Here is a 19,486-nt window from a genome sequence, read left to right as displayed (position 1 = left end):
GGTGTCCGCCGCTTCTGCGGGCGCCCGTTCGCGGTCGAGCACCTTCCGTCCCGCCCGGCCGGAAGGTGCCCGCGCCGCTTCCGGGGTCAGGCCCGCGTGCGGCGGCGGCGCAGGGCCACGGCGCCCAGGGACCCGGCACCGGCCAGGACGAAGGCGCCGGCCGCCATCGCGATCACGGGCGTCCCGCTGCTTCCGGTCGCGGCCAGCTGGGTGCTCGCCCCGGACGTGCCGGAGGCCGTGCCCGAGGTCCCGGACGGAGCCTCGGCCGAGGCGGACGACGACGCGGAGGGGGTGGGGGTCGCGGAGGGGGTCCGGGTCGCGGAGGCGGTCGGGGCCGGGGTGGGCGTGCCCCCCGTGGAGCCCGCCGCGAGGACCGTCAGGGTGGCCTCGTTCCCGCAGAAGGTGGTGCCGCGGAACGGCACCGCCCCCTGGTTGACGTACACACAGGACCGCACGGTGGTCTTCCCGGCGGGCGTGTCCTCGCGGTAGGTCACCCGGACCTTGGCGACCGTGCTGCTGTGCGCGGCGAGGGAGGCGTCCTTGCCGATCACGTCGAACCCGTACACGTCCGCCTCGGCGTCCGAGGTGACCGGCGCGAGGGTCTCCCAGGTCCCGTCGCGCAGCACCTGCACGGCGGCGTACCTGCTGGTGATCAGGGTGTCCGTGACGTTCTCGTACCCGGACGCGGTGGGGTTGCTCACCGTGGCCTCGAAGCCGGCGGCGGGGCCGCCGGCGGTCACGGTGGCGGGGACGCCGGACAACCCGGTGCCGAGGCCGTCCACGCCGACGGTGTCGTCGTCGGTGTCGGTGGCCGCTCCGGAGGCGCCGTAGGAGACGAGCGTGGTCAGCTTCAGCTGCTGGGTGCCGCCGTTGCTGTCGCCGTTGTGCGGGGTGCCCATGGGTACCCCGATGCGCAGCTGCACGGTGCGGGACTCGCCCGCGGCGAGCGGGAAGGTCTCGGGCATCTCGCCGGAGAACGTCCCCCCGGCGTACGTCAGCGGCACCGTCTTCCACTCCGTGCCGCCCAGCCGGTACTGCAGGCTGACGGCGTTCGGCGGCAGGCCGGCTCCCCCGTCGATCCGGTAGGTCAGCCGCGCCGACGAGGTGTCGGTGGTACCGGTGTTGGAGACCTTGGTGGTGAAGTCGACCGGCAGGCCGGCCAGTCCGACCTCCGCGGGTGCGGCGGTGTCGACGGCCAGCGCCGGCGGCTGCGACTCGTCCGCGGAAGCGGCCGGCGCGAGGCCGAAGCCGGCGGCGGCGAGCAGCAGGGCCGTCCCCGAAACCGCCGCCGACGAGCGGACCTTGTGTGCGAACGTGTTCAACGTATCCCCCCGGATGCGTGGGTCGCGCGGGGTCGCCGCGCCCGGTGACGGCGGGCAGTGTGCCGTCGTCACGCGCAGTTGGACCCGGCGCGGATGCGGCCGGTTGCGCTGGGCCGTGTGACAGTTCTGTCACCGAGGGACGCGGGCGGCCTCGTGGTCCACTGGCGTCCGCGACTTCCGCGCCCCTCCCACGAGGCTGCTCCAGGAGACCCGCCCATGACCGACGACCGCCGCCCGGGGCTGCACGTGTTCGACCTCGACGGCACGCTGCTGCGCTCCGACGCCACGCTCAGCGCGTACGCCCGTGACGGCCTCAACGCGCTGCTGGACAAGGGCACCGCGCTGACCGTGGCCAGCGCGCGCAGTGCCGTCGCCATGCGGAGCCTGCTGGCCGGGGTGCGGCTGACGCTGCCCGTCGTCGAGCTCAACGGCGCGTTCCTCACCGACCTCGCCTCCGGCCGCCACCTGGCGCACCGCACGCTCGGCCCCGAGGTGACGGCCGCCGCACTGGACGCGCTCGCGTCGCTGGCCGCCGAACCGGTGCTGACCACCTGGGACGGCACCACCGACCGCGTCCTGTACGGCCCCTGCGCGAACCCCGCCACCGCCTGGTACGTCGCGGAGAAGCGGGCGTACGGCGATCCCCGGCTGAGCCCCTGCCGGGATCCGTACGCCGGGAGCGCCCACGCACGCACCGCAGCGGTGATCGCCTTCGTGCCCGACGAGGACGCGGCGGACGCGGTCGCGGTCCTGGAAGCCGCCATGGGCGCCGAGGCAGCCGTCCTCGCGGCGGCCAACCACTACGTACCGGGCTGGACCGAGGTCCAGATCGCGCACCCGCAGGCCGAGAAGGGCTCCGCGGTGCGCCGGCTCGCGCGGACCGCGGGGCCGGCGGGCCTGCGGCTGACCGTGTACGGCGACCACCTCAACGACCTGCCGATGTTCGCTGTCGCCGACCGCGCCGTGGCGCCCGCCAACGCGCACCCCGACGTCCGTGCCCGGGCGAGCGTCGTCACGGCCGCCAACGACGAGGACGGTGTCGTCCGCCATCTGCTCGCGGAGGCCCGGCCGGTACCGCTCAGCCGGTGAAGAAGCGCTTGTCGAGGGCGATCGCCAGGAGCTCGTCCGTGCCCAGGGCCGGCCGCGGGCGGGTCACCGGGGTGCTCTCGGCGTACGAGTTGACCTCCCGCACGGCGACCCGGCGGCCGTCCGGACGCAGGGTGTCGACCAGCCACACCGTGGCAGGACCGCCCTTCTCGGAGCGCCCCCTGACCTTCTTGACCTTGGTGCCGTCGGCCAGGGTCGTGGCCTCGCACGCGCCGGCCACACCGGCGCAGCCCATGTCCCGGGCCAGGAGTTCGGTCATGCCGTACTGCGCGTCGACCTGCACCATGTTCCTCCCGCGCCCGTCGTCGTAGACGAGCTGGACCAGATCGTCGCTCGCGTTCAGGTCGGAGGTGGTCCCGCCCCGGGGCAGGTGCGACCTCAGCACCCGGGTCATCCGGGCGCCGGGCACCCGCTGTACCGCGGCGGAGGTACCGGCGGAGGCCGCTCCCCGCGAGGCCGGCAGTGCGGCGATCGCCTTGTTCCAGGCCGGGCTGCGCACGATGGAGGTCAGCTGGGCGATCGTCAGCAGCGGCTCGGCCCCGTCGGCCGAGCCCTTCTCGCCGCCGCCGCCGAACTCCTGCACCGTCAGCTGCGCCCCGGCCGGGGTGGTGAGCACCACGTACCAGCGTTTCTGCCCGGTGTCGCTGCCGGGATAGGTGAACGACTCGGTGGTGGTGAGCACGGTGCCGCCCGGGAACTCGCGGGTGGCGCACTTGTCGTAGGGGCGGACCTCCACCGGCAGGCAGCCGTCCCCGCCCCCCTGGCCGGCGGTGGTGCCGGGATCCAGCCGCGCGACGGAGATGTCGATGCCGGAGGAGCCGTTCGCGGTGGAGTAGGTGAGCTGGGCGGTCGGCCAGACGGCGGGGCCGTCCTCCGCGGAGCCTCTGCCGGAGGCCCCGGAGACGGTGCCGCCGGGAGGCAGCAGGCTCTTGAGCGTACGGACCATCTCCGCGCCGCTGATGGACGCCGGCGCCCGGGACGGCGACCGCACGGTGGAGTGTGCGGGCCCGCCGGCGGTCGACCGCCCGGGTGTGCCGCCGAGGGCGTCCGTGCCCAGCAGCGTGCCGCCCGCGGCGACCACGGCGAAGGCGGCCGTGGCGGCGGCGACCTGGGCGGCGCGGACCAGCCGCATCCGCCGGCCCCGGACGACGGAACGCCGCACCAGGTCAGGGGAGTGGGGCGGGAACGTCTCGGCGGCGCCGGTCATGGCGCGGACCAGCCGTCGCTCAAGGTCCTCGTCGCGTGACATGGCGGATCTCCGTTCGTCTGGGGCGTCTGCCGGCCCGGGCGAGGAGCGCCGCCCGGCCGTGCTCGTCATGCGGTCAGGTCGGCCAGCTGGTCGCCGAGCAGGGCGCGCAGCCGCTCCAGGGCGCGCATGCTCCGGGCCCGCACGGCCCCCGGCGACAGCTGCAGGACCTGCGCGGTCTCCTCCACCGAGCGGTCCTCCCAGTAGCGGAGCACCAGGACGGCACGGTCCTTGGCCGTCATCCGGGCCAGGCCGTCCAGCAGGGCCAGCCGCAGCTCGGGGTCCCGCGCCGGGGCGACCGCGTCGGGCAGCCGGTCGCTGGGGCGCTCCGTGGAGCTGCGGCGGCGGCGCTGGGAGAGGAAGCTGCGGACGAGCACGGTGTCGGCATAGGCCACCGGGGCCTGCGCCCGGCTGATCCGCCGCCAGGAGCGGTACATCTTGGCGAGGGTCTCCTGGACCAGGTCCTCGGCGAGGTGCCAGTCGCCCGTGAGCAGGCAGGCGGTCCTGAACAGCGGTCCGCTGCGGGCGGCTGCGAACTCCAGGTAGTCCGCGGGTGCTTCCCCCACCGTGTGTCCTTTCGTGGCCGGACGTCATCTCTTACACGCGGTGGGGGTGCTCCCGCGTTACGCCGCCGACGGCACGGGATGCCGCTCAGGCGGCGCGGGAGGCGCGCCGGCCCGTGCGGGAACGGGCGGGGATCCGCTGCCGGCCGCCCGTTCCCGCACGGGCGGGGGACTCCTGGCGGCCGCCCGCGATCAGACGCAGACGGCGCGCTCCGGCGTGCCGGGGCGGCCCCGATGAGCGCGTCAGCCAGTCCTCCACACGGTCCATGCCGTACAACAGCAGCCCCACGAAGGGCAGGAGAAGGCAGGCAACGATGACCACGACGGGCTCCCTCCCGGCAGGCGACCGTGGACGGGTGCCCAGCGGGCGGCCGGCCACCGGGCGGGTGCGTGAACATGCTGTGTCCGCTCGTCCCGGCCGGGCGCGACGATGCCCCGGGCCGTACGGACCGGGGCATCGTCGCGTGCCGGGTGCGCCGGGCGGCCGGGGCGTCGCCGCCTCGCCGTGTGCTCCGGCGCTCCCGCTCAGGCGTGCCGCGCCTGGCGCACCGGCCGCCCCGCTGTGGCCGTACCGCGCAGTCGCCGGGCCGCGGCCAGCACCAGAGCGCCGCTGACCAGGGCGTAGACACCGATGACCTGGGCGATGGTGAGCGCACCCACGTCCGGCCGGGCCCAGACGAGCACTCCGGCCGCGACCGACACGACGCCGGCCAGGAACAGCACCCACTCGTGGTGCAGTTCGTGCCGGAAGCGCACCGCCGCCCAGATCTCCGCGGTGCCGGTGACCACGGCCCAGGCGCCGACCAGCGCGGCCAGGGCGAGGGCGGTGACGCCGGGCCAGCCGATGCTGACCACGCCCGCAGCGGTGCCCAGGACACCCCCGGTCGCGTGCGCGGCGCGGTGGGCCGCGTCCCCTTGCCGGCGGAAGGAACTCGCCAGGAGGGCCAGGCCGTCGACGAGCGCGTACACGCCGAAGAGGAGTGCCAGCGCGAGGACGGTCACCCCCGGCCACACCAGGGCGACCGCCCCGAACAGCAGGGCCGCCGCACCCCGCGCCACGAGCATCCACATCAGCTGCCGCCGCACACCATCACCCCTTCGTCCACCGAACAGAGGTGACCCGGGTACCCAGCGCACGGCCCGGACCGATCTCGCGCACCGATATCCCGGCGAGTCGTTTCGCCCACCGGTCACGGGTTAATCGAGATGTCCCGGACATTACGACCTTTCAGGAGGACGAGTGACCACCACGGCACGGGACATCATGACCGAGGGCGCGGAATGCGTGACCGCCGACGAGACCGTTCTCGACGCCGCCCGCAAGATGGCCGAACTCGGCGTCGGCGCGCTTCCCGTCTGCGGTACCGACGACCGCCTCAAGGGGGTCCTCACCGACCGGGACATCGTCGTCGAGGTCCTCGGGGCCGGGAAGGACCCCGCCGCGGTCAAGGCCGGTGACCTGGCCCAGGGGGAGGCCGTCACGATCGGCGCGGACGACGACGCGGAGGAGCTGCTGCGCACCATGGCCTCCCACAAGGTGCGCCGGCTGCCCGTCATCGACGGCCACCGCCTCGTGGGCATCGTCGCCCTGGCGGACGTCGCCAGGGCACTGCCCGACCGGGCCGTCGGTGATCTCCTCGGCGTCCTGTCCAGCGACTGATCTCCCGTCCGCGCGACAGGAGCCACGACAGCAATCACGACAGGAGTCACGAAGGGAATCGCACCGGGAATCACGGCAGGAACACCGGGGAACACCGCGTGAAAAGCCTGCCGCTGATTCCCCCGCTTTTCCTTCACAAACAAGGCGCCTTCGAGGAATGCGGGCACCGGCCGAGGGCAAACGGTGGTCCAGGAGGTAGATAACTATGGTTCCCCTGCTGCTCGTCCTGCTTCTCGCACTGATTCTCTTCGGCGCCGGATTCGCCATCAAGATTCTGTGGTGGGTCGCCGTCGCCGTCCTGGTGCTCTGGCTGCTCGGCTTCGTCATGCGCTCCACCAACGCGGGTGGTGGTCGCGGACGCTGGTACCGATGGTGACCTGACGCATCGCTTCCGCACGCGGGGACCGGCTGGGCTTCAGCCGGTCCCCGCGTGTGTGCCGGTCTACCCGGCCTTCGAGGGCGACGGCGGCTGGAAGCACGCGGTGACGTCCTTGCCGTAGGGGCAGCGGTGGACCTCCACGGTGTCGGCCAGGGCGTCGACCAGGAGCAGACCGCGGCCACCCAGCGCCCCGGGCCCGGGGTCACGCTGCTCGGGCAGCCGGGGGGAGGCGTCGTGGACGGTCACGTGCAGACACGCCTGGTCCCAGGTGAGGATCAGCTGTGCCGAACTACGGGCGTGCACATGAGCGTTGGTGACCAGCTCGGACACCGTCAGCAGCACCGAGTCCATCAGGTCCGGCGCCGTCTCGGCCCACCCCAGCGCCGCCAGGTGCGCGCGCGTCCAGTCCCGGGCCGCCTTCACCCCGCTGCTGATGGGCAGTGAGCGAGCCCAGCCCACCGCCTTCACCGAGGAGTCCTCGGCCATGTTCTCCTCCTTCGTTCGTCCCGCCGGTGTCTCCCACGTCTGCCCCGGATCCGCGCGGAGGAGCACGCGCACCGGTACGCGCCGCGAGCCGCCGGCCTCCGCCGGGAAGATCCCCGGGATTCGTGCGGACCCAGGGTGTAGGGGCAGGATGAGCGGGTAGCCGCTGCGATGACGCCGGCCGGGGCCGGCGGTTGCGGACAGTTCGAACTCGGGAGGGGAACAGCATGGTGCTCACGAGCACGACGGCAGCCGACACGCGGACCACCGGACTGCCCGAAGTCGCCGACCCCTCCCAGGTGGCGCCCAAGGACGCCCGGGAGCTCTCGCGCCTCTTCTTCGAGCAGCTGGCCGTCCTGGAAGAGGGCACCCCCGAGTACAGCTACGCCCGCAACACGCTCATAGAGATGAACATGTCCCTGGTCCGCTACGCGGCCGGCCGCTTCCGCAGCCGTGGGCCGGAGGAGATGGAGGACATCGTCCAGGTCGGCATGATCGGCCTGATCAAGGCGATCGACCGGTTCGAGCTGTCGCGGGAGGCGGAGTTCACCTCCTTCGCCATCCCCTACATCGTCGGCGAGATCAAGCGGTTCTTCCGCGACACCACCTGGGCCGTGCACGTGCCCCGCCGCCTTCAGGAGGCCCGCGTCCAGCTCGCCCGCGCCACCGAGGAACTGCGCAGCAGGCTGGGCCGCACCCCGACCGACAAGGAACTGTCGGAGCTGATGAGCCTGTCCGAGGACGAGGTCCGCGAGGCCCGCCTGGCGGCCAACGGCTACAACTCCGCCTCCCTGGACGCCGCGATCAACGGCAGCGAGGAGGGCGAGGCGGCCCTGCAGGACTTCATCGGCGCCGAGGACGCGGCCCTGGAGCTGGTGGAGGACTTCCACGCCCTGGCTCCCCTGATCGCCGAACTCGACGAGCGGGACCGGCAGATCATCCACATGCGTTTCGTGGAGGAACTCACCCAGGCCCAGATCGGTGAGCGCCTCGGTGTCTCCCAGATGCACGTCTCCCGGCTGCTCTCCCGCTGCCTGACCCGCCTGCGCGAGGGGATGCTCAGCACCCGCTGAAGCCACGGGACGTCGGCCCGGCCCGGCCCCGGTCACGGGGGAGGCAGCGCGGAGCGCAGGTGTCTGCGCGAAGGGACGCCGAGCTTGGCGAAGACGTTGCCGAGGTGCCACTCCACGGTGCGGGGGCTGATGAACAGCCGGGCGGCGATCTCCGCGTTGGTGTGCCCGGCACCGGCCAGCCGGGCGATCTGGGCTTCCTGGTGGGTGAGCCCGGCGTCGGCGCCCGCGGTCCGCTTGCGTACGGTCTCCCCCGTCGCCAGCAGCTCCCTGCGCGCCCGCTCGGCGAGGCCCTCGGCCCCCATCCGGGTGAACGCCTCGTAGGCGGAGGCCAGGTGGACGCGGCTGTCCTGACGGCGGTCGCGGCGACGCAGCCACTCGCCGTACAGCAGACGGGCGCGGGCCCGCTGGACGGCGATCCGCGAGCGCCCGAAGTGCTCGATCGCCTCCCGGTAGAGCGCGTCGGCGGCCCGGTCGTCGCCGAGCAGCGCGCGCGAGCACGCCCCGACGCCCAGGGCCCACTCGGTCCCGCTCGCGCGGGTGCGCGCGGTGAGCTCCTCCAGCGCCGCTCCGGCGGCCTCCGGCTGCCCGCCGCGGGCGGCCGCCTCGACCAGTTCGGCCAGGGACCAGCCGAAGATGCCGAGGTCCTCGTACCCGCACGCCCTTCTCGCGGCGGCCAGCGCGGTGTCGTAGCGGCCGAGGCCGTTGTGCAGCAGCGCGGTCGCGTGCTCGGCGAGGCCGAGGACACGGCCCTCGCCCCGGACGCGCGCCTCGGCGGCGGTGGTCTCGATGAGGTCCCGTGCCTGCGTCTCCCGGCCACGCCAGGCGGCGAGCAGGAGGTCCGTGTGCATCATGGGCGCGCCGCCCGCCGCCTTGGAGATGGCCGTGGCCTCGTCGATCAGTGCCGCCGCGGTGTCGAACGCGCCCGCGTGGACCTGGGAGCAGGCCTGGTAGGTCAGCGCCATGGGCAGAACGGCGAGCGCCCCCGCCGCACGGGCGATCCGCACGGCGCCGGCTGCCAGCTCGTGCCAGCCGTCGTCGTCCCACAGCTCCGCCGCGAGGGGCTCGGGTGTCACCTGGAACGCCAGCAGCAGGCAGCGCAGTTCCGCGTCGGTGAGGCCGGAGTCCTGGGCGTCCCGGACGGCGTGCAGCGCCCGCCGGAGCGCGGGGACGCCGGCGGCGTAGCCCTCGACGGCCCGCTCGGTCATGCCCTCCAGCAGGACGTCCACCATGCGCGGTGGCGTCGGCGGCGCGGGCCCGGCACGCACCGCCTCGGCCACCTCCCGCTGCCCGGGACCGTCACTCAGCCGGCCGGCGAAGATCGCCGCGCCTGCCGCTTCCAGCAGGGTGTCACGGGCCAGGGCGGTGTCGAGAGGTGTCAGCCGGTGCGCGGCCGCGAGCAGCAGCCGGGGCGCGTCGCCGCCCCGGACCTGGGAGAAGACCAGCCGGGCGCGGAGCCGTTCGAGCCGGGCGCGGTGCAGGTCGTCGAGCGGGCCGGCCTCCGCGGCCGCCAGCAGGGTGCGGGCCTGGTCTGCCCCGCCGGCGTCGATGTGGGCCTGCGCGGCGGCCAGGGCACGGGTGACGCGGCGCGCGGGATCGGGCGTCAGTTCCGCCGCCCGCCGCAGGAAGGCGGCTGCCGCGGCGGCTCCTCCCCTGGCGTGGGCCCGGCCGGCCGATTCCTCCAGGTCCACGGCGACGCCCTCGTCGGGCCGGGCGGCGGCGTGCGCGCGGTGCCATGCCCTGCGATCGGGGTCGAGGCGGGCGTCGGTGGCCTCCGCCAGCGCCCGGTGCGCCGCTCGGCGGTCCGGCGCGGACGCCCCCCGGTAGACGGCCGAGCGCACCAGCGGGTGGTGGAACCGCGTCCTGGTCCCGAACTCGACGAGCCCCGCGGCCTCCGCCGGCGCCGCGGCGCTCGCCGGTATACCCTGCCGGGCGGCCGCGCGCCACAGCAGGCACACGTCTCCGGTCGGCTCGGCCGCGGCGGTCAGCACAAGCCGCCGGCTGTCCCGCGGAAGTGATCGGAAGCGCCGCTGGAAGGCGTCCTCGATGCGGCTCGCCAGGCGGCGTCCGCCGGGGAGCCAGAATCCTCCGGCCAGGTCCGCGGGTGCGCGGGGCAGGTGCAGGAGGGCCATCGGGTTGCCGTGGGCCTCGGCGACGATCCGGTCCCGTACCAGCGGGTCGAGGGGCCCCCGGACGGCCGAGGCCAGCAGGGCACGCGCGTCGGGTTCGCCGAGGCCGTCGACGAGCAGTTCCGGCAGACCGGCCAGCTCCCCTTCGTCCTCCTGCTCCCGCAGTGCGAAGACCAGCGCCACCGGTTCCGCCACCAGCCGCCTGGCGACGAATGCCAGGACCCGCCGGGAGCCCTTGTCCAGCCACTGCGCGTCGTCGACGAGGCAGGCCAGCGGCTGGGCCTCGGCGGCACCGGCCAGCAGACCGAGCACGGCCAGGCCCACCAGGAACCGGTTCGGCACGTCGCCGCCGCGCAGCCCGAACGCGACCGACAGTGCCTCGCACTGCGGTTCCGGCAGCTCACCGAGCCGGTCCAGCAGGGGCGCGCAGAGCTGGTGGAGGCTCGCGAACGGCAGCTCCATCTCCGACTCGACGCCCGCGATGCCGAAGGTGCGCAAGCCGGCGGCCCGGTCGGCAGCGTAGCCCAGGAGCGCGGTCTTCCCGATCCCCGCCTCGCCGCGCAGGACCAGGACCGCGCTGCCGCCCGCCCGCGCCGTGGCCAGCACCTCGTCCAGCACGGCCAGCTCCCGGTCCCGCCCCAGCAGTCCGACCGGGGTGTCGAGGGGATACGCCCCCATGATCGATCTCCTGATCCGCCGCCTGTACCGGCCGACGCGCCGCCTGGTGCCTTCCGCAGGCCCCGCGGCCGACTTGGGGCCGCCATAGCCACCGTAGTGCGTTTCAGGTGTTTCAGGCGTTTTGTACGGGTCGGTGGACGGCCGGGACGGATGCGGGACGAAGCCCCGGGGCCCGGCTCGGGACGTACCCCGGGATCGCTCAGGGCAGACCCCGGGGTCCGTGCCCGGGATCGGTCCCGGGGTTCTCCCGGGGCCGACGCGCCCCCGCCGCGGGCCACCGTGGAGGTGCCGGCAACGCGAGGTCGCCGGCGACAGCAAGGAGAACCACACGCATGTCCACCAACCCCGCAACGTCGGCGATCCGGCCGTTCACCTTCGAGTTCACGGAAGCGGAGCTCCAGGACCTGCGGTCACGCGTCCTGGCCACGCGGTGGCCCGAGAAGGAGACGGTCGAGGACCAGTCGCAGGGCACGCAGCTCGCCACGATCCAGGAACTCGCGCGCTACTGGGCGTCGGAGTACGACTGGCGCAGGGCCGAGGCGAGGCTGAAGGCCCTGCCGCACTTCATCACCGAGATCGACGGGCTGGACATCCACTTCATCCACGTCCGCTCGAAGCACGAGGACGCGCTGCCGCTGATCGTGACCCACGGGTGGCCCGGCTCGGTCGTCGAGCAGCTGAAGATCATCGAGCCGCTCACCGACCCCACGAACCACGGCGGGACCGCGTCGGACGCGTTCCACCTGGTGATCCCGTCCATGCCCGGCTACGGCTTCTCGGGCAAGCCCACCACCACCGGCTGGGGCCCCGAGCGCATCGCACGCGCCTGGGGAGAGCTGATGAAGCGGCTGGGCTACACCCGCTACGCGGCGCAGGGCGGCGACTGGGGCGCGATCGTGACCGACCTCATGGGCGCGCAGGAGCCCGAGGGCCTGGTCGGCATCCACACCAACATGCCCGGCGTGATCCCGGCCGCCATCGACGCCGCGCTGGCGAAGGGCGACCCGCTGCCCGAGGGCCTGACGCTCTCCGACGAGGAGCGGGCGGCGGTCGAGGCGCTCGACTTCGTCTACCGGCACGTCTACTACGCCTACATGATGGGCTCGCGCCCGCAGACGCTGACCGGGCTCGCCGACTCCCCCGTCGGCCTGGCCGCCTTCCTGCTCGACCACGACGCGGCCAGTCTGGCCCTGATCTCCCGCGCCTTCGCCGGGCACGACGAGGGCCTCACCCGCGACGACGTGCTGGACAACATCACGCTGTTCTGGCTGACCAACACCGCGGTGTCCGCCGCCCGCCTCTACGCGGAGAACCGGACCCCGTTCTTCGGCGTCAACGGCGTGCGCCTCCCGGTGGCCGTGAGCGTCTTCCCCGACGAGCTCTACCAGGCCCCCAGGAGCTGGGCGGAGCAGGCGTACCCGAACCTCGTCCACTACAACCGGCTCGACAAGGGCGGCCACTTCGCCGCCTGGGAGCAGCCGGAGCTGCTGGTCCAGGAGATCCGTACGGGCTTGCGCTCGCTGCGCTAGCGCACCGTCGCGGCGGGGCGGCCGGGCACCCGGCCCGCCGGCCGCCCCGCCGGACGCGCCCGCCGTCGGCCCCCGTAAGATCGACTTCGACCAAGTCACGCCATATATGGGGGAATCAACTCATGACCAAGCGTCTTTCCGCCCTGGCCGTCTCGGCGGCCGTCGTCGGCGGTTTCCTGTTCACATCGGTGCCGGCGCACGCCGCCACTCCGGCCGGCCGGGGCGCGGTCACCGCCAAGGCCACCGTCACGTGCAACAAGAACCAGATGCGCCAGCAGATAGCCGCCCTCAAGGACAAGGCCGCGAGGCTGAAGCAGCTCGGGGAGACGGCGGCGGCCAGGAAGGCGCTGAACGAGGCGGCCGCCATCCAGAGGAAGCTCGACGCGTGCATCAAGGCCGACGAGGACGCGAGCAAGCCCTTCCCCGGATGAGTCTCCGGTCCGGCGCGTGGCGCCGTCCGCCCGTTCCACGGGCGGGCGGCGCCACGCCCTTTTTCCGGCCCGGCTGACGGGGCGCGGCCTCACGCGCCCCGGGATCACACCCGCTCGGTGACGACCGGCGGCTCCTCCTCGAAGGTCAGCTCCGGCGGGGGCGTGCGGAAGCCTCGGGTCAGGTAGGCGAGGTAGCAGATGCCGAGGGCGAGCCAGCAGACGCCGAGGACGAGGGCCTTGGTGTCGAGGTGGGTCAGGAGCCAGATGTCCACCGCCGCGCCGATCGCGGGGGCGACCACATGGCCCAGCGGACCGGGGCGGCGGCCCGCGCGCCGTTCGCGCACGTACGTGGCGATGACCGCGAAGTTGACGAAGGTGAAGGCGATGAAGGCACCGAAGTTGATGAAGGAGGTGGAGGTCGCCACGCTCAGGCGCAGGGCGATCAGGCCGACCACGCCGGTGAGGAGGATGTTGAGGACCGGGGTGCGGTAGCGGGGGTGGATGTGCCCGAAGATCCGGCGCGGCAGGACGGAGTCGCGGCCCATGGCGTAGAGCAGCCGGGACGTGCTCGCCTGCGCGGCGATGCCGGACGCGAACTGGGCCACCACCAGGCCGGCCAGGAAGACGGAGGAGAACAGGTCGCCGCCGATGGTCCGGGCGATCTCGAAGGCGGCCGAGCTGGGGTCGTCGAAGGAGCTGCCGGGGTGGGCCAGCTGGGTGGCCCAGGCGACGGCCACGAAGATGCCGCCGCCGATCAGGGCGATCAGCAGGATGGCCCGGGGCATGGTGCGCTGCGGCTCGATGGTCTCCTCGGTGAGCGTGGTGACCGCGTCGAAGCCGAGGAAGGAGTAGGCAGCGATCGCCGCTCCGGCGGAGACGCCCGCCAGGGTGGTGGCGTGGTTGGCGAACGGTGCCGTGCCGGCCAGCGCCCCGGCGCCCCCGACGTGCACCACGTGCCGCAGGGAGAGCGCGACGAAGATGCCGATCACCAGCACCTGGAAGGTCATGAGCAGGTCGTTGGCCCGCTCGGCGGTCTTGATGCCCCGCACGTTCAGGGCGGTGGTCAGCACGATGAAGCCGATGATCCACACCCAGAACGGGACGCCGGGGAACTGGGCCTGGAGGTAGGCGCCGCCGATCAGCCAGATGACCATGGGCAGGAAGAAGTAGTCGAGCAGCGTGGCCCAGCCGATCAGGAAGCCCACCCGCGAGTCGATGGCCCTGCGGACGTAGGTGTACGCCGACCCGGCCACGGGGTGCGCGGCGGCCATCTTCCCGTAGCTGTGCGCGGTGAACAGCATGGCGAGCAGGGCCAGCAGATAGGCGGTGGGCACGGTGCCGCCGGTGCTCTCGGCCACGACGCCGAACGTGCCGAGCACGATCAGCGGGGTCATGTAGGCGAGGCCGAACACGACGACGGATCTGAGCGTCAGCGCACGGGTGAGACCCTGAGCGGGGGCGTTCTCCATGAGGGGCTCCATGACGGGCTCCGGGGGGAGCTCCGGGGACGGGGACGGGCGAACGGGCGGGACGGCTCAGCCGGTGGCGGGGCGCCAGCGGCCGGGGTCGATGCGGCCGCCGTACAGCGGCAGGTGGATCGGGGTGTCGGCGTCGGTGAACTGGTCCCACATGCGGTTGAGCCCCGCCGTGCCGAAGGTGCGGACGCGCGTGACGTCGTCCAGGTCGAGCACGTCGGTCAGCACGGTGGGCGCCGAGTCGGGGGCCTCGGCGCGCACCCGTCCCTCGGGGTCCACCACCAGGCTCCGGCCGGTGCCGAGCGGGCCTGCGGTGTTGACGCTGAGCACGAAGACCTGGTTCACGATGGCGTTCGCCCGGGCCAGCACCAGTTCCTGGGCGCGGTCCGCCGTGGTGGTCATGACCGGGTTGACGATCGCCTCGGCGCCCAGCCAGGCCAGCTGGCGCGCGACCTCCGGGAACCAGGCGTCGTAGCAGATGGAGATGCCGATACGGCCGACGCCGGGCAGGTCCGCCACCACGAAGCGGTCGCCGGGGTCGTACGGCTCGTGCGGCCGCCACGGGAAGATCTTGCGGTACGAGGCGACGAGACGGCCGTCCGGCGAGTAGACCGGCGCCGTGTTGAACAGCTCGCCCCGCTCGCCGCGCTCGCACACGGTGCCCGGTACGAGCCAGATGCCCAGGTCGCCGGCCAGCTCGGCGAGCTGCCGTGAGCGGGGGCCGTTCAGCGGCTCGGCGGCCTCCTGGAGCTGCTCGGTCGCCGACGGCGAAGGGTCGACGCCGCACAGGTGCAGTTCCGGGTACACGGCGAGGCGGGTCTGCGGGAAGCGGTCCCGCAGCTGTCCGACGTCCTCGGCGAATCCGGACAGGGGTGCCGTCGCCGGGCGGGGAGGTGCCTGGACGAGGGCGAGGGGGAGGGGACGGGACATGGCCAGGAAATTAGCTCAAGGTGAGCTGTTAATCAATAGAATCATTTTGATCCGTTTTCCGGTCTCGCTACATTGACGGCATGCCTCACCCCCAGGACGGCCCCGCCCCTGACGGCCCCGCCCCGCAGCCGGCCGGCGGACGGCCGGCCGGCGCGGCCCTGCCCTTCAACGCCCCCGCGCTCGACGGCATCCGCCGGCTCACGGCCCTGGACACCGTGCGCGCGCGCATCGGGCTCGCCGTCGACCTGGGACTGCTCGCCCCGGGCGAGAAGCTCCCCCCGACCGACCGGATAGCCGCGGCGCTCGACGTCGGGGAGATCACCGTCCGCCGCGCGCTGTCCACGCTCTGCCGGGACGGTGTCCTGGAGCGCCGCCGGGGCCGCAACGGAGGCACCCGGGTCGCCGAGCGGCCGGCCCGGGGCGTGGTCGGCGCGATGGACGACTACCGCGCGCGGGACAGCGAGGTCCACGCGCTCGTCGACCAGCGGCTCGTGCTGGAGTGCGGCCTCGCCCACCTGGCCGCCCGCAACGCCGACGAGGCCGCCCTGGCGCACCTGGAGCGGCTGGCCGACGAGATGGACCAGGTGCCGACCTGGGCGGAGTTCCACGGCTGCGACGAACGGTTCCACCTCGCCGTCGCCGCCGCCACCGGCGTGCCCGCGGCGGCCGAGGCCTACCGCGGCGTGCTCCAGCAGCTGTACCGCTACTACCTGCCCTACCCGATGGACGCCCTGCGCGAGTCCAACCTCGAACACCGCGCCCTGGTCGACGCCCTGCGCGCCGGCGACACCGCGGCGGCGGCCGACATCGCGCGCCGGCACGTGGAAGTGCTCCACCGGACCATGTTCGTGGGGCTGCTGGAGACGGCCGGGGACCGCGGGACCGGGCCGCGCGGGACCGCCTGACTCACCGTCCGCGGGGCTCCGGCCGGCCCGGGCCCGGCTGGGGCGGTGTACGCAGGGCGAGGAGGGCCACGTCGTCGAGGCCGGGCGGGTGGACGCGGCGCAGGAGCTGGTCGGTGAGGGACGGCAGCGGGCGGTGGGCGAGGGCCGCGGCGTGCTGGCGCAGCCGGTTCAGACCCTCGTCCAGGGTGTAACCGGGTGCCTCGATGAGGCCGTCGGTGTACAGCAGGAGCGTGCAGCCCGGCGGCAGCACCACGCTGGCGTCGGGGCGGGGCGCGTCGACCCCCGTGCCCAGCAGGAGGCTGTGGCCTTCGGTGAGGTACTCGGCCAGGCCGTCACGGGTGACGAGCAGGGGCGGGGGGTGGCCGGCGTTCGTCCAGGTCAGCTCCCAGTTGCCGTCGTCCGTCCGGGTGAGCCGGGCGAGGATGAGGGTGGCCATGGTGACGTCGGTGATGGGCATGATCGCCTCGTCGAGCCGCTGGACGATGCGGCTGGGCGGTTCCTGCTGGGACCAGGCGTAGGCGCGGAGCATGTTGCGCAGCTGGGCCATGCCGGCCGCGGCCTCCAGGTCGTGGCCCACGACGTCCCCGATGGCCAGGGCGGTGGCACCGTCGGGCAGGGTGAAGGCGTCGTACCAGTCGCCGCCGACCTGGGAGGCGTCCGGAGCGGGCAGGTAGCGGACGGCCATCTGGAGCCCGGGGACCCGCGGCATCTGCGGCAGCAGGTGGTTCTGCATGGTCTCGGCGACCGCGCGCTGGCGCTGGTAGAGACGGGCGTTGTCCAGCGCGACGCCGGCGCGGCGGGCGATGTCCTCCAGCAGGGGCAGGTCGGCGATGGTGAAGTCCCCCGGCTTCCCGGCCCGGCCCAGGGTGAGGGCCCCGAGGACCTCGCGGGTGCCGCGGATCGGGGCGATGGCCGCCGAGTGGATGCCCGTGGCCTCGAACAGACGGCGCTGCTCGACGGCGATGCCGGAATCCGGGGCACGCCGGTAGGTGGCCGGCCCGGCCAGGGCGGAGGCGACACCGCGCAGTGCCCGGGACAGCGGCATCGGCGACTCCTCGGGCACCGGCGGCATCGGCCCTTCCAGGTCCTCGTGGTGGACCAGGCGGTCGCCCTCGGCGTGCACCACGGCGGTGCGCCACACCTCGTCGTGCTCGGTGATCAGGTCGATGACGGCCCAGTCCGCCAGCCGGGGCAGCACCAGGGACACCAGCCGGCGCAGTGCCTCGTCGACGTCGAGCGTGGAGGTCAGCCGCGTGGTGGTCTCGGCGAGCAGGGCCAGCCGCTCGAAGTCGGTCAGCGACTCGGTGGCCCGCTCCGGGCGCGGCTCGGCGGCGTCCGCCCGCTCGGGGGTGTGGAAGAGGACGAGCGTGCCGGTTCGCCGGTCGCCGGTGTCGCCCAGGTCGTACGGGCTGATCATCCAGGAGACGGGCAGCAGGGAGCCGTCACCGCGCAGGAAGTGCTCCGTGTGGCCCTGCGCCGGGCTCCCGGCGTGGAACGCCTGGCGCATGGCGCACTGCGTCGTGGGCAGCGGCTGGCCCTGCGGCCCGCGGTGCAGCAGGTCGTGGGCGTCCTGGCCGAGCAGGTCCGCGGCGGACCGGCCCAGCAGCCGTTCGGCGAGGACGTTCGCGGCGAGGATGTGGCCCTGCTCGTCGACGACGTACGCTCCGGCGCCGATGGCTTCCACCGCGTCGGCGAGCCGGGCACGGGCACGGGGTTCCGTCCGCTGCCGCTGCCGGCCGGTCCCGGCCCTCTCCGCCCCTGCCATGTCGTGGCCTCCTGTGCTCGTGGGGCGCCGCGCGTGTACGTCGCCCGGTGCCGTGGGCGCCTGATCTTCCGTATGCCCCGTCACGGGCGGGAACTTTCCTGACGACGGGGGCACCGGCCCGGACAGCCGCAGGCACCGGCTGCCGGGTACCCCTCCCGCCGGCCCCGGCGAGGTGAACGGGCCTCACCTCCCGGCGGCCCGCACCGCCCGCACCGCCCGCGTCTGATCGGTGGCCGGCCGGCGGGCGCTACGCGGCGATGACGGCGACGCCCGTCCTGCCCCCGTCGACGTCCACCACGGTCCCGTGCACGAAGGCCGCCTCGTCACTGGCCAGCCAGACCACGGCGTGGGCGATGGCGTCCGGCGTGCCGACACCGCCGGCCGGGGTGCCCTTCATCATGACCTCGCCCGGATGCGGTTCGCCGCCCTCCGGCGCCGGGGGCAGGATCACGCCCGGTGAGACGGCGTTCACCCGCACGCCCAGCGGGCCGAACTCCGCGGCCCACGCCCGCGTGAGCGTCTCCATGGCCCCCTTGGTGGAGCTGTAGAGCGCACCGAGCGGCACGCCCAGGCGGGCGATCCAGGAGCCGAGGTTGACGATCACCCCGCCGCCGGCCTCCGCCATGTCCGGGGCGACGGCCGCCGTGAGGAAGAACGGCGCCTTGACGTTCACCGCGTAGACCTGGTCGAAGGTCCTCTCGTCGGTGGTGGCGGTGCCGGGGGCCGGGTAGACGCCCGCGTTGTTGACCAGGATGTCGATCCGCCCGCCCAGGGTCTCGCGGGCCCGGGCGGCGAGGTCCCGGGAGGCTTCGGCGCTGCCGTCGAGGTCCGCCGCCAGGAAGTCGGCCCGGCCGCCGGACGCGCGGATCCCTTCGACGACCTGCGTCCCCCGTTCCCGGTTCCGCCCGGACACGATGACGCGGGCTCCCTCCGCGGCGAACGCCTCCGCGATCGCCTGTCCGATGTTGCTGGTCGATCCGGTGACCAGTGCCGTCTTGTTCCGCAGCCGTCCGCTCATGGCGCGCTCTCCTCGTCTCGCGGTGTGCGGGCCACTGTGCGCCGCAGAAAATGGACTGGCAAGTCCAGTCCATGACGGTGCGCCGACGGCACGGCCGGGGCGGGCGGGCCAGGAGGCCCGTCCGCCCCGGAGGGTCAGCGGTCCGACCGCGCGGGCCCCGGGCCGGCTTCCGCGAACAGCGGCCCGAACTCCTCCGGAAGGGCGCCGCGCAGGTCGGCCTCCAGGCCGGTGTCCCCGGCCGTGATCCGGGAGACCACCGTCCGCGCCAGGAACAGCGCCTGCTCGGGGGTGGCGTCCACGGGCCGGGCGACATCGGCCAGCAAGGCGTCGAGCGGATCGGCCGGCCCGGCCGGCGCCTCGCCGCCGTGCCACCGTGCGCCGATTTCCAGGGCGTCCCGTTCGTGGGGCGGGACGGCCTGCCGCAGATGCTCCCGGTGCGGTGGGTCGAGGCGGCTGCTCAGCGCCGCGAGGACGAGGTGAACGGCGGCGTCGGCGGCCTCCTCGTCGCCGAGACGGGCCCGTGACGCCACCTCTTCCACCAGATGCCGATGGCTGATCATGCTTCCTCCCGCTGGTGCGGTCAGGGGGTTGTCCTGGGGTCTGGGAGTGGCTGACGGGTGCCCATGGGGCAGACGCGTACACAGACCTACATATCGCACCGAAGCAGACATGGATCGCCGGAATCGTGGTAGTCCGGCTGACGAAGTGGTTCGCCCCTCGCGGTCGTTGCGGCCACCGCGGCGGTCGCGGCCACCGCACGGCGTGCACGAGAGCCGGAGACAACGAGACACGTATT

Annotated in this window: 19 protein-coding genes; 7 read left to right on the top strand and 12 right to left on the bottom strand. The window is 74.0% G+C overall.

The window, feature by feature from the left end:
• Nucleotides 1–86 precede the first annotated feature (86 nt).
• The gene (locus AB0946_RS09830; RefSeq protein ID WP_366760052.1) at nucleotides 87–1,322 is read right to left on the bottom strand and encodes a hypothetical protein; all 1,236 of its coding nucleotides are present in this window, start codon (nucleotides 1,320–1,322) and stop codon (nucleotides 87–89) included.
• Nucleotides 1,323–1,538: 216 nt separating this feature from the next.
• Here AB0946_RS09830 and AB0946_RS09825 point away from each other — a divergent pair, with 216 nt between their 5' ends.
• On the top strand, nucleotides 1,539–2,411 hold the full coding sequence (locus tag AB0946_RS09825) for an HAD family hydrolase (RefSeq protein ID WP_366760051.1): 873 nt from the start codon (nucleotides 1,539–1,541) through the stop codon (nucleotides 2,409–2,411).
• Here AB0946_RS09825 and AB0946_RS09820 read toward each other — a convergent pair.
• From AB0946_RS09820 to AB0946_RS09805, 4 genes are all read right to left on the bottom strand, one after another.
• Nucleotides 2,401–3,678, bottom strand: a complete 1,278-nt coding sequence (locus AB0946_RS09820) for a hypothetical protein (RefSeq protein ID WP_366760050.1) — start codon at nucleotides 3,676–3,678, stop codon at nucleotides 2,401–2,403. The genes AB0946_RS09825 and AB0946_RS09820 overlap by 11 nt on opposite strands.
• Nucleotides 3,679–3,743: 65 nt before the next feature.
• A complete protein-coding gene (locus AB0946_RS09815; protein WP_366760049.1) occupies nucleotides 3,744–4,241 on the bottom strand; it encodes a SigE family RNA polymerase sigma factor in 498 nt (165 codons plus the stop codon).
• An 85-nt stretch (nucleotides 4,242–4,326) separates the two neighbouring features.
• Nucleotides 4,327–4,560, bottom strand: coding sequence for a hypothetical protein (locus tag AB0946_RS09810; RefSeq protein WP_366760048.1), 234 nt, complete (start codon nucleotides 4,558–4,560; stop codon nucleotides 4,327–4,329).
• Nucleotides 4,561–4,763: 203 nt separating this feature from the next.
• The gene (locus tag AB0946_RS09805) at nucleotides 4,764–5,324 is read right to left on the bottom strand and encodes a DUF308 domain-containing protein (RefSeq protein ID WP_366760047.1); all 561 of its coding nucleotides are present in this window, start codon (nucleotides 5,322–5,324) and stop codon (nucleotides 4,764–4,766) included.
• 178 nt (nucleotides 5,325–5,502) lie between these two features.
• Here AB0946_RS09805 and AB0946_RS09800 point away from each other — a divergent pair, with 178 nt between their 5' ends.
• Entirely contained in the window at nucleotides 5,503–5,898 is a 396-nt protein-coding gene (locus AB0946_RS09800) for a CBS domain-containing protein (RefSeq protein WP_366760282.1), read from the top strand.
• A 205-nt stretch (nucleotides 5,899–6,103) separates the two neighbouring features.
• Nucleotides 6,104–6,274, top strand: coding sequence for a hydrophobic protein (locus AB0946_RS09795; protein WP_171154443.1), 171 nt, complete (start codon nucleotides 6,104–6,106; stop codon nucleotides 6,272–6,274).
• 66 nt (nucleotides 6,275–6,340) lie between these two features.
• Here the strand turns inward: AB0946_RS09795 and AB0946_RS09790 are convergent, their stop codons facing one another.
• On the bottom strand, nucleotides 6,341–6,763 hold the full coding sequence (locus tag AB0946_RS09790) for an ATP-binding protein (protein ID WP_366760045.1): 423 nt from the start codon (nucleotides 6,761–6,763) through the stop codon (nucleotides 6,341–6,343).
• Between the two features lie 224 nt (nucleotides 6,764–6,987).
• On the opposite strand from AB0946_RS09790, the gene AB0946_RS09785 reads away from it, so the two are divergent.
• Complete coding sequence (locus AB0946_RS09785; protein WP_366760044.1) at nucleotides 6,988–7,833, top strand: RNA polymerase sigma factor SigF; 846 nt, start codon at nucleotides 6,988–6,990, stop codon at nucleotides 7,831–7,833.
• Between the two features lie 32 nt (nucleotides 7,834–7,865).
• Here the strand turns inward: AB0946_RS09785 and AB0946_RS09780 are convergent, their stop codons facing one another.
• Entirely contained in the window at nucleotides 7,866–10,637 is a 2,772-nt protein-coding gene (locus tag AB0946_RS09780) for an AAA family ATPase (RefSeq protein WP_366760043.1), read from the bottom strand.
• Between the two features lie 332 nt (nucleotides 10,638–10,969).
• Between AB0946_RS09780 and AB0946_RS09775 the strand changes: the two genes are divergently transcribed.
• Nucleotides 10,970–12,166, top strand: coding sequence for an epoxide hydrolase family protein (locus AB0946_RS09775; protein ID WP_366760042.1), 1,197 nt, complete (start codon nucleotides 10,970–10,972; stop codon nucleotides 12,164–12,166).
• Between the two features lie 122 nt (nucleotides 12,167–12,288).
• Nucleotides 12,289–12,597 carry a hypothetical protein gene (locus AB0946_RS09770; RefSeq protein ID WP_366760041.1) on the top strand — a complete coding sequence of 103 codons (309 nt, stop codon included), beginning with the start codon at nucleotides 12,289–12,291 and terminating at the stop codon, nucleotides 12,595–12,597.
• A 104-nt stretch (nucleotides 12,598–12,701) separates the two neighbouring features.
• Here the strand turns inward: AB0946_RS09770 and AB0946_RS09765 are convergent, their stop codons facing one another.
• Together AB0946_RS09765 and AB0946_RS09760 are read right to left on the bottom strand one after the other, a co-directional pair.
• Nucleotides 12,702–14,066 (bottom strand): APC family permease, encoded by a 1,365-nt coding sequence (locus AB0946_RS09765; RefSeq protein WP_366760040.1) that lies wholly within the window; start codon nucleotides 14,064–14,066, stop codon nucleotides 12,702–12,704.
• A gap of 66 nt (nucleotides 14,067–14,132) precedes the next feature.
• Complete coding sequence (locus tag AB0946_RS09760) at nucleotides 14,133–15,002, bottom strand: carbon-nitrogen hydrolase family protein (protein WP_366760039.1); 870 nt, start codon at nucleotides 15,000–15,002, stop codon at nucleotides 14,133–14,135.
• 80 nt (nucleotides 15,003–15,082) lie between these two features.
• On the opposite strand from AB0946_RS09760, the gene AB0946_RS09755 reads away from it, so the two are divergent.
• Nucleotides 15,083–15,907, top strand: a complete 825-nt coding sequence (locus AB0946_RS09755) for a GntR family transcriptional regulator (protein ID WP_366760038.1) — start codon at nucleotides 15,083–15,085, stop codon at nucleotides 15,905–15,907.
• Between the two features lies 1 nt (nucleotide 15,908).
• On the opposite strand, the gene AB0946_RS09750 is transcribed toward AB0946_RS09755, so the two are convergent.
• From AB0946_RS09750 to AB0946_RS09740, 3 genes are all read right to left on the bottom strand, one after another.
• Complete coding sequence (locus AB0946_RS09750; protein ID WP_366760037.1) at nucleotides 15,909–17,672, bottom strand: SpoIIE family protein phosphatase; 1,764 nt, start codon at nucleotides 17,670–17,672, stop codon at nucleotides 15,909–15,911.
• 247 nt (nucleotides 17,673–17,919) lie between these two features.
• Complete coding sequence (locus tag AB0946_RS09745) at nucleotides 17,920–18,690, bottom strand: SDR family oxidoreductase (RefSeq protein ID WP_366760036.1); 771 nt, start codon at nucleotides 18,688–18,690, stop codon at nucleotides 17,920–17,922.
• A 134-nt stretch (nucleotides 18,691–18,824) separates the two neighbouring features.
• Nucleotides 18,825–19,250: a DUF2267 domain-containing protein gene (locus AB0946_RS09740; RefSeq protein WP_366760035.1), complete on the bottom strand. Its 426-nt coding sequence runs from the start codon at nucleotides 19,248–19,250 to the stop codon at nucleotides 18,825–18,827.
• Between the last annotated feature and the right edge of the window lie 236 nt (nucleotides 19,251–19,486).

This window comes from Streptomyces sp. NPDC046870 (assembly GCF_040704595.1).
In the GTDB taxonomy this organism is placed as follows: domain Bacteria; phylum Actinomycetota; class Actinomycetes; order Streptomycetales; family Streptomycetaceae; genus Streptomyces; species Streptomyces argyrophylli.
Note: the sequence above shows the minus strand (reverse complement) of the source record. Positions and strands in the feature narration are given on the sequence as shown.

Bases quoted from the DNA above. Each gene is read 5' to 3' on its own strand.
- AB0946_RS09755 (WP_366760038.1), top strand. From the start codon at position 15,083: ATGCCTCACCCCCAGGACGGCCCCGCCCCTGACGGCCCCGCCCCGCAG.
- AB0946_RS09800 (WP_366760282.1), top strand. From the start codon at position 5,503: ATGACCGAGGGCGCGGAATGCGTGACCGCCGACGAGACCGTTCTCGAC.
- AB0946_RS09795 (WP_171154443.1), top strand. From the start codon at position 6,104: ATGGTTCCCCTGCTGCTCGTCCTGCTTCTCGCACTGATTCTCTTCGGC.
- AB0946_RS09820 (WP_366760050.1), bottom strand. From the start codon at position 3,678: ATGTCACGCGACGAGGACCTTGAGCGACGGCTGGTCCGCGCCATGACC.
- AB0946_RS09825 (WP_366760051.1), top strand. From the start codon at position 1,539: ATGACCGACGACCGCCGCCCGGGGCTGCACGTGTTCGACCTCGACGGC.
- AB0946_RS09740 (WP_366760035.1), bottom strand. From the start codon at position 19,250: ATGATCAGCCATCGGCATCTGGTGGAAGAGGTGGCGTCACGGGCCCGT.
- AB0946_RS09790 (WP_366760045.1), bottom strand. From the start codon at position 6,763: ATGGCCGAGGACTCCTCGGTGAAGGCGGTGGGCTGGGCTCGCTCACTG.
- AB0946_RS09785 (WP_366760044.1), top strand. From the start codon at position 6,988: ATGGTGCTCACGAGCACGACGGCAGCCGACACGCGGACCACCGGACTG.
- AB0946_RS09770 (WP_366760041.1), top strand. From the start codon at position 12,289: ATGACCAAGCGTCTTTCCGCCCTGGCCGTCTCGGCGGCCGTCGTCGGC.
- AB0946_RS09745 (WP_366760036.1), bottom strand. From the start codon at position 18,690: ATGAGCGGACGGCTGCGGAACAAGACGGCACTGGTCACCGGATCGACC.
- AB0946_RS09780 (WP_366760043.1), bottom strand. From the start codon at position 10,637: ATGGGGGCGTATCCCCTCGACACCCCGGTCGGACTGCTGGGGCGGGAC.
- AB0946_RS09775 (WP_366760042.1), top strand. From the start codon at position 10,970: ATGTCCACCAACCCCGCAACGTCGGCGATCCGGCCGTTCACCTTCGAG.
- AB0946_RS09760 (WP_366760039.1), bottom strand. From the start codon at position 15,002: ATGTCCCGTCCCCTCCCCCTCGCCCTCGTCCAGGCACCTCCCCGCCCG.
- AB0946_RS09765 (WP_366760040.1), bottom strand. From the start codon at position 14,066: ATGGAGAACGCCCCCGCTCAGGGTCTCACCCGTGCGCTGACGCTCAGA.
- AB0946_RS09750 (WP_366760037.1), bottom strand. From the start codon at position 17,672: ATGGCAGGGGCGGAGAGGGCCGGGACCGGCCGGCAGCGGCAGCGGACG.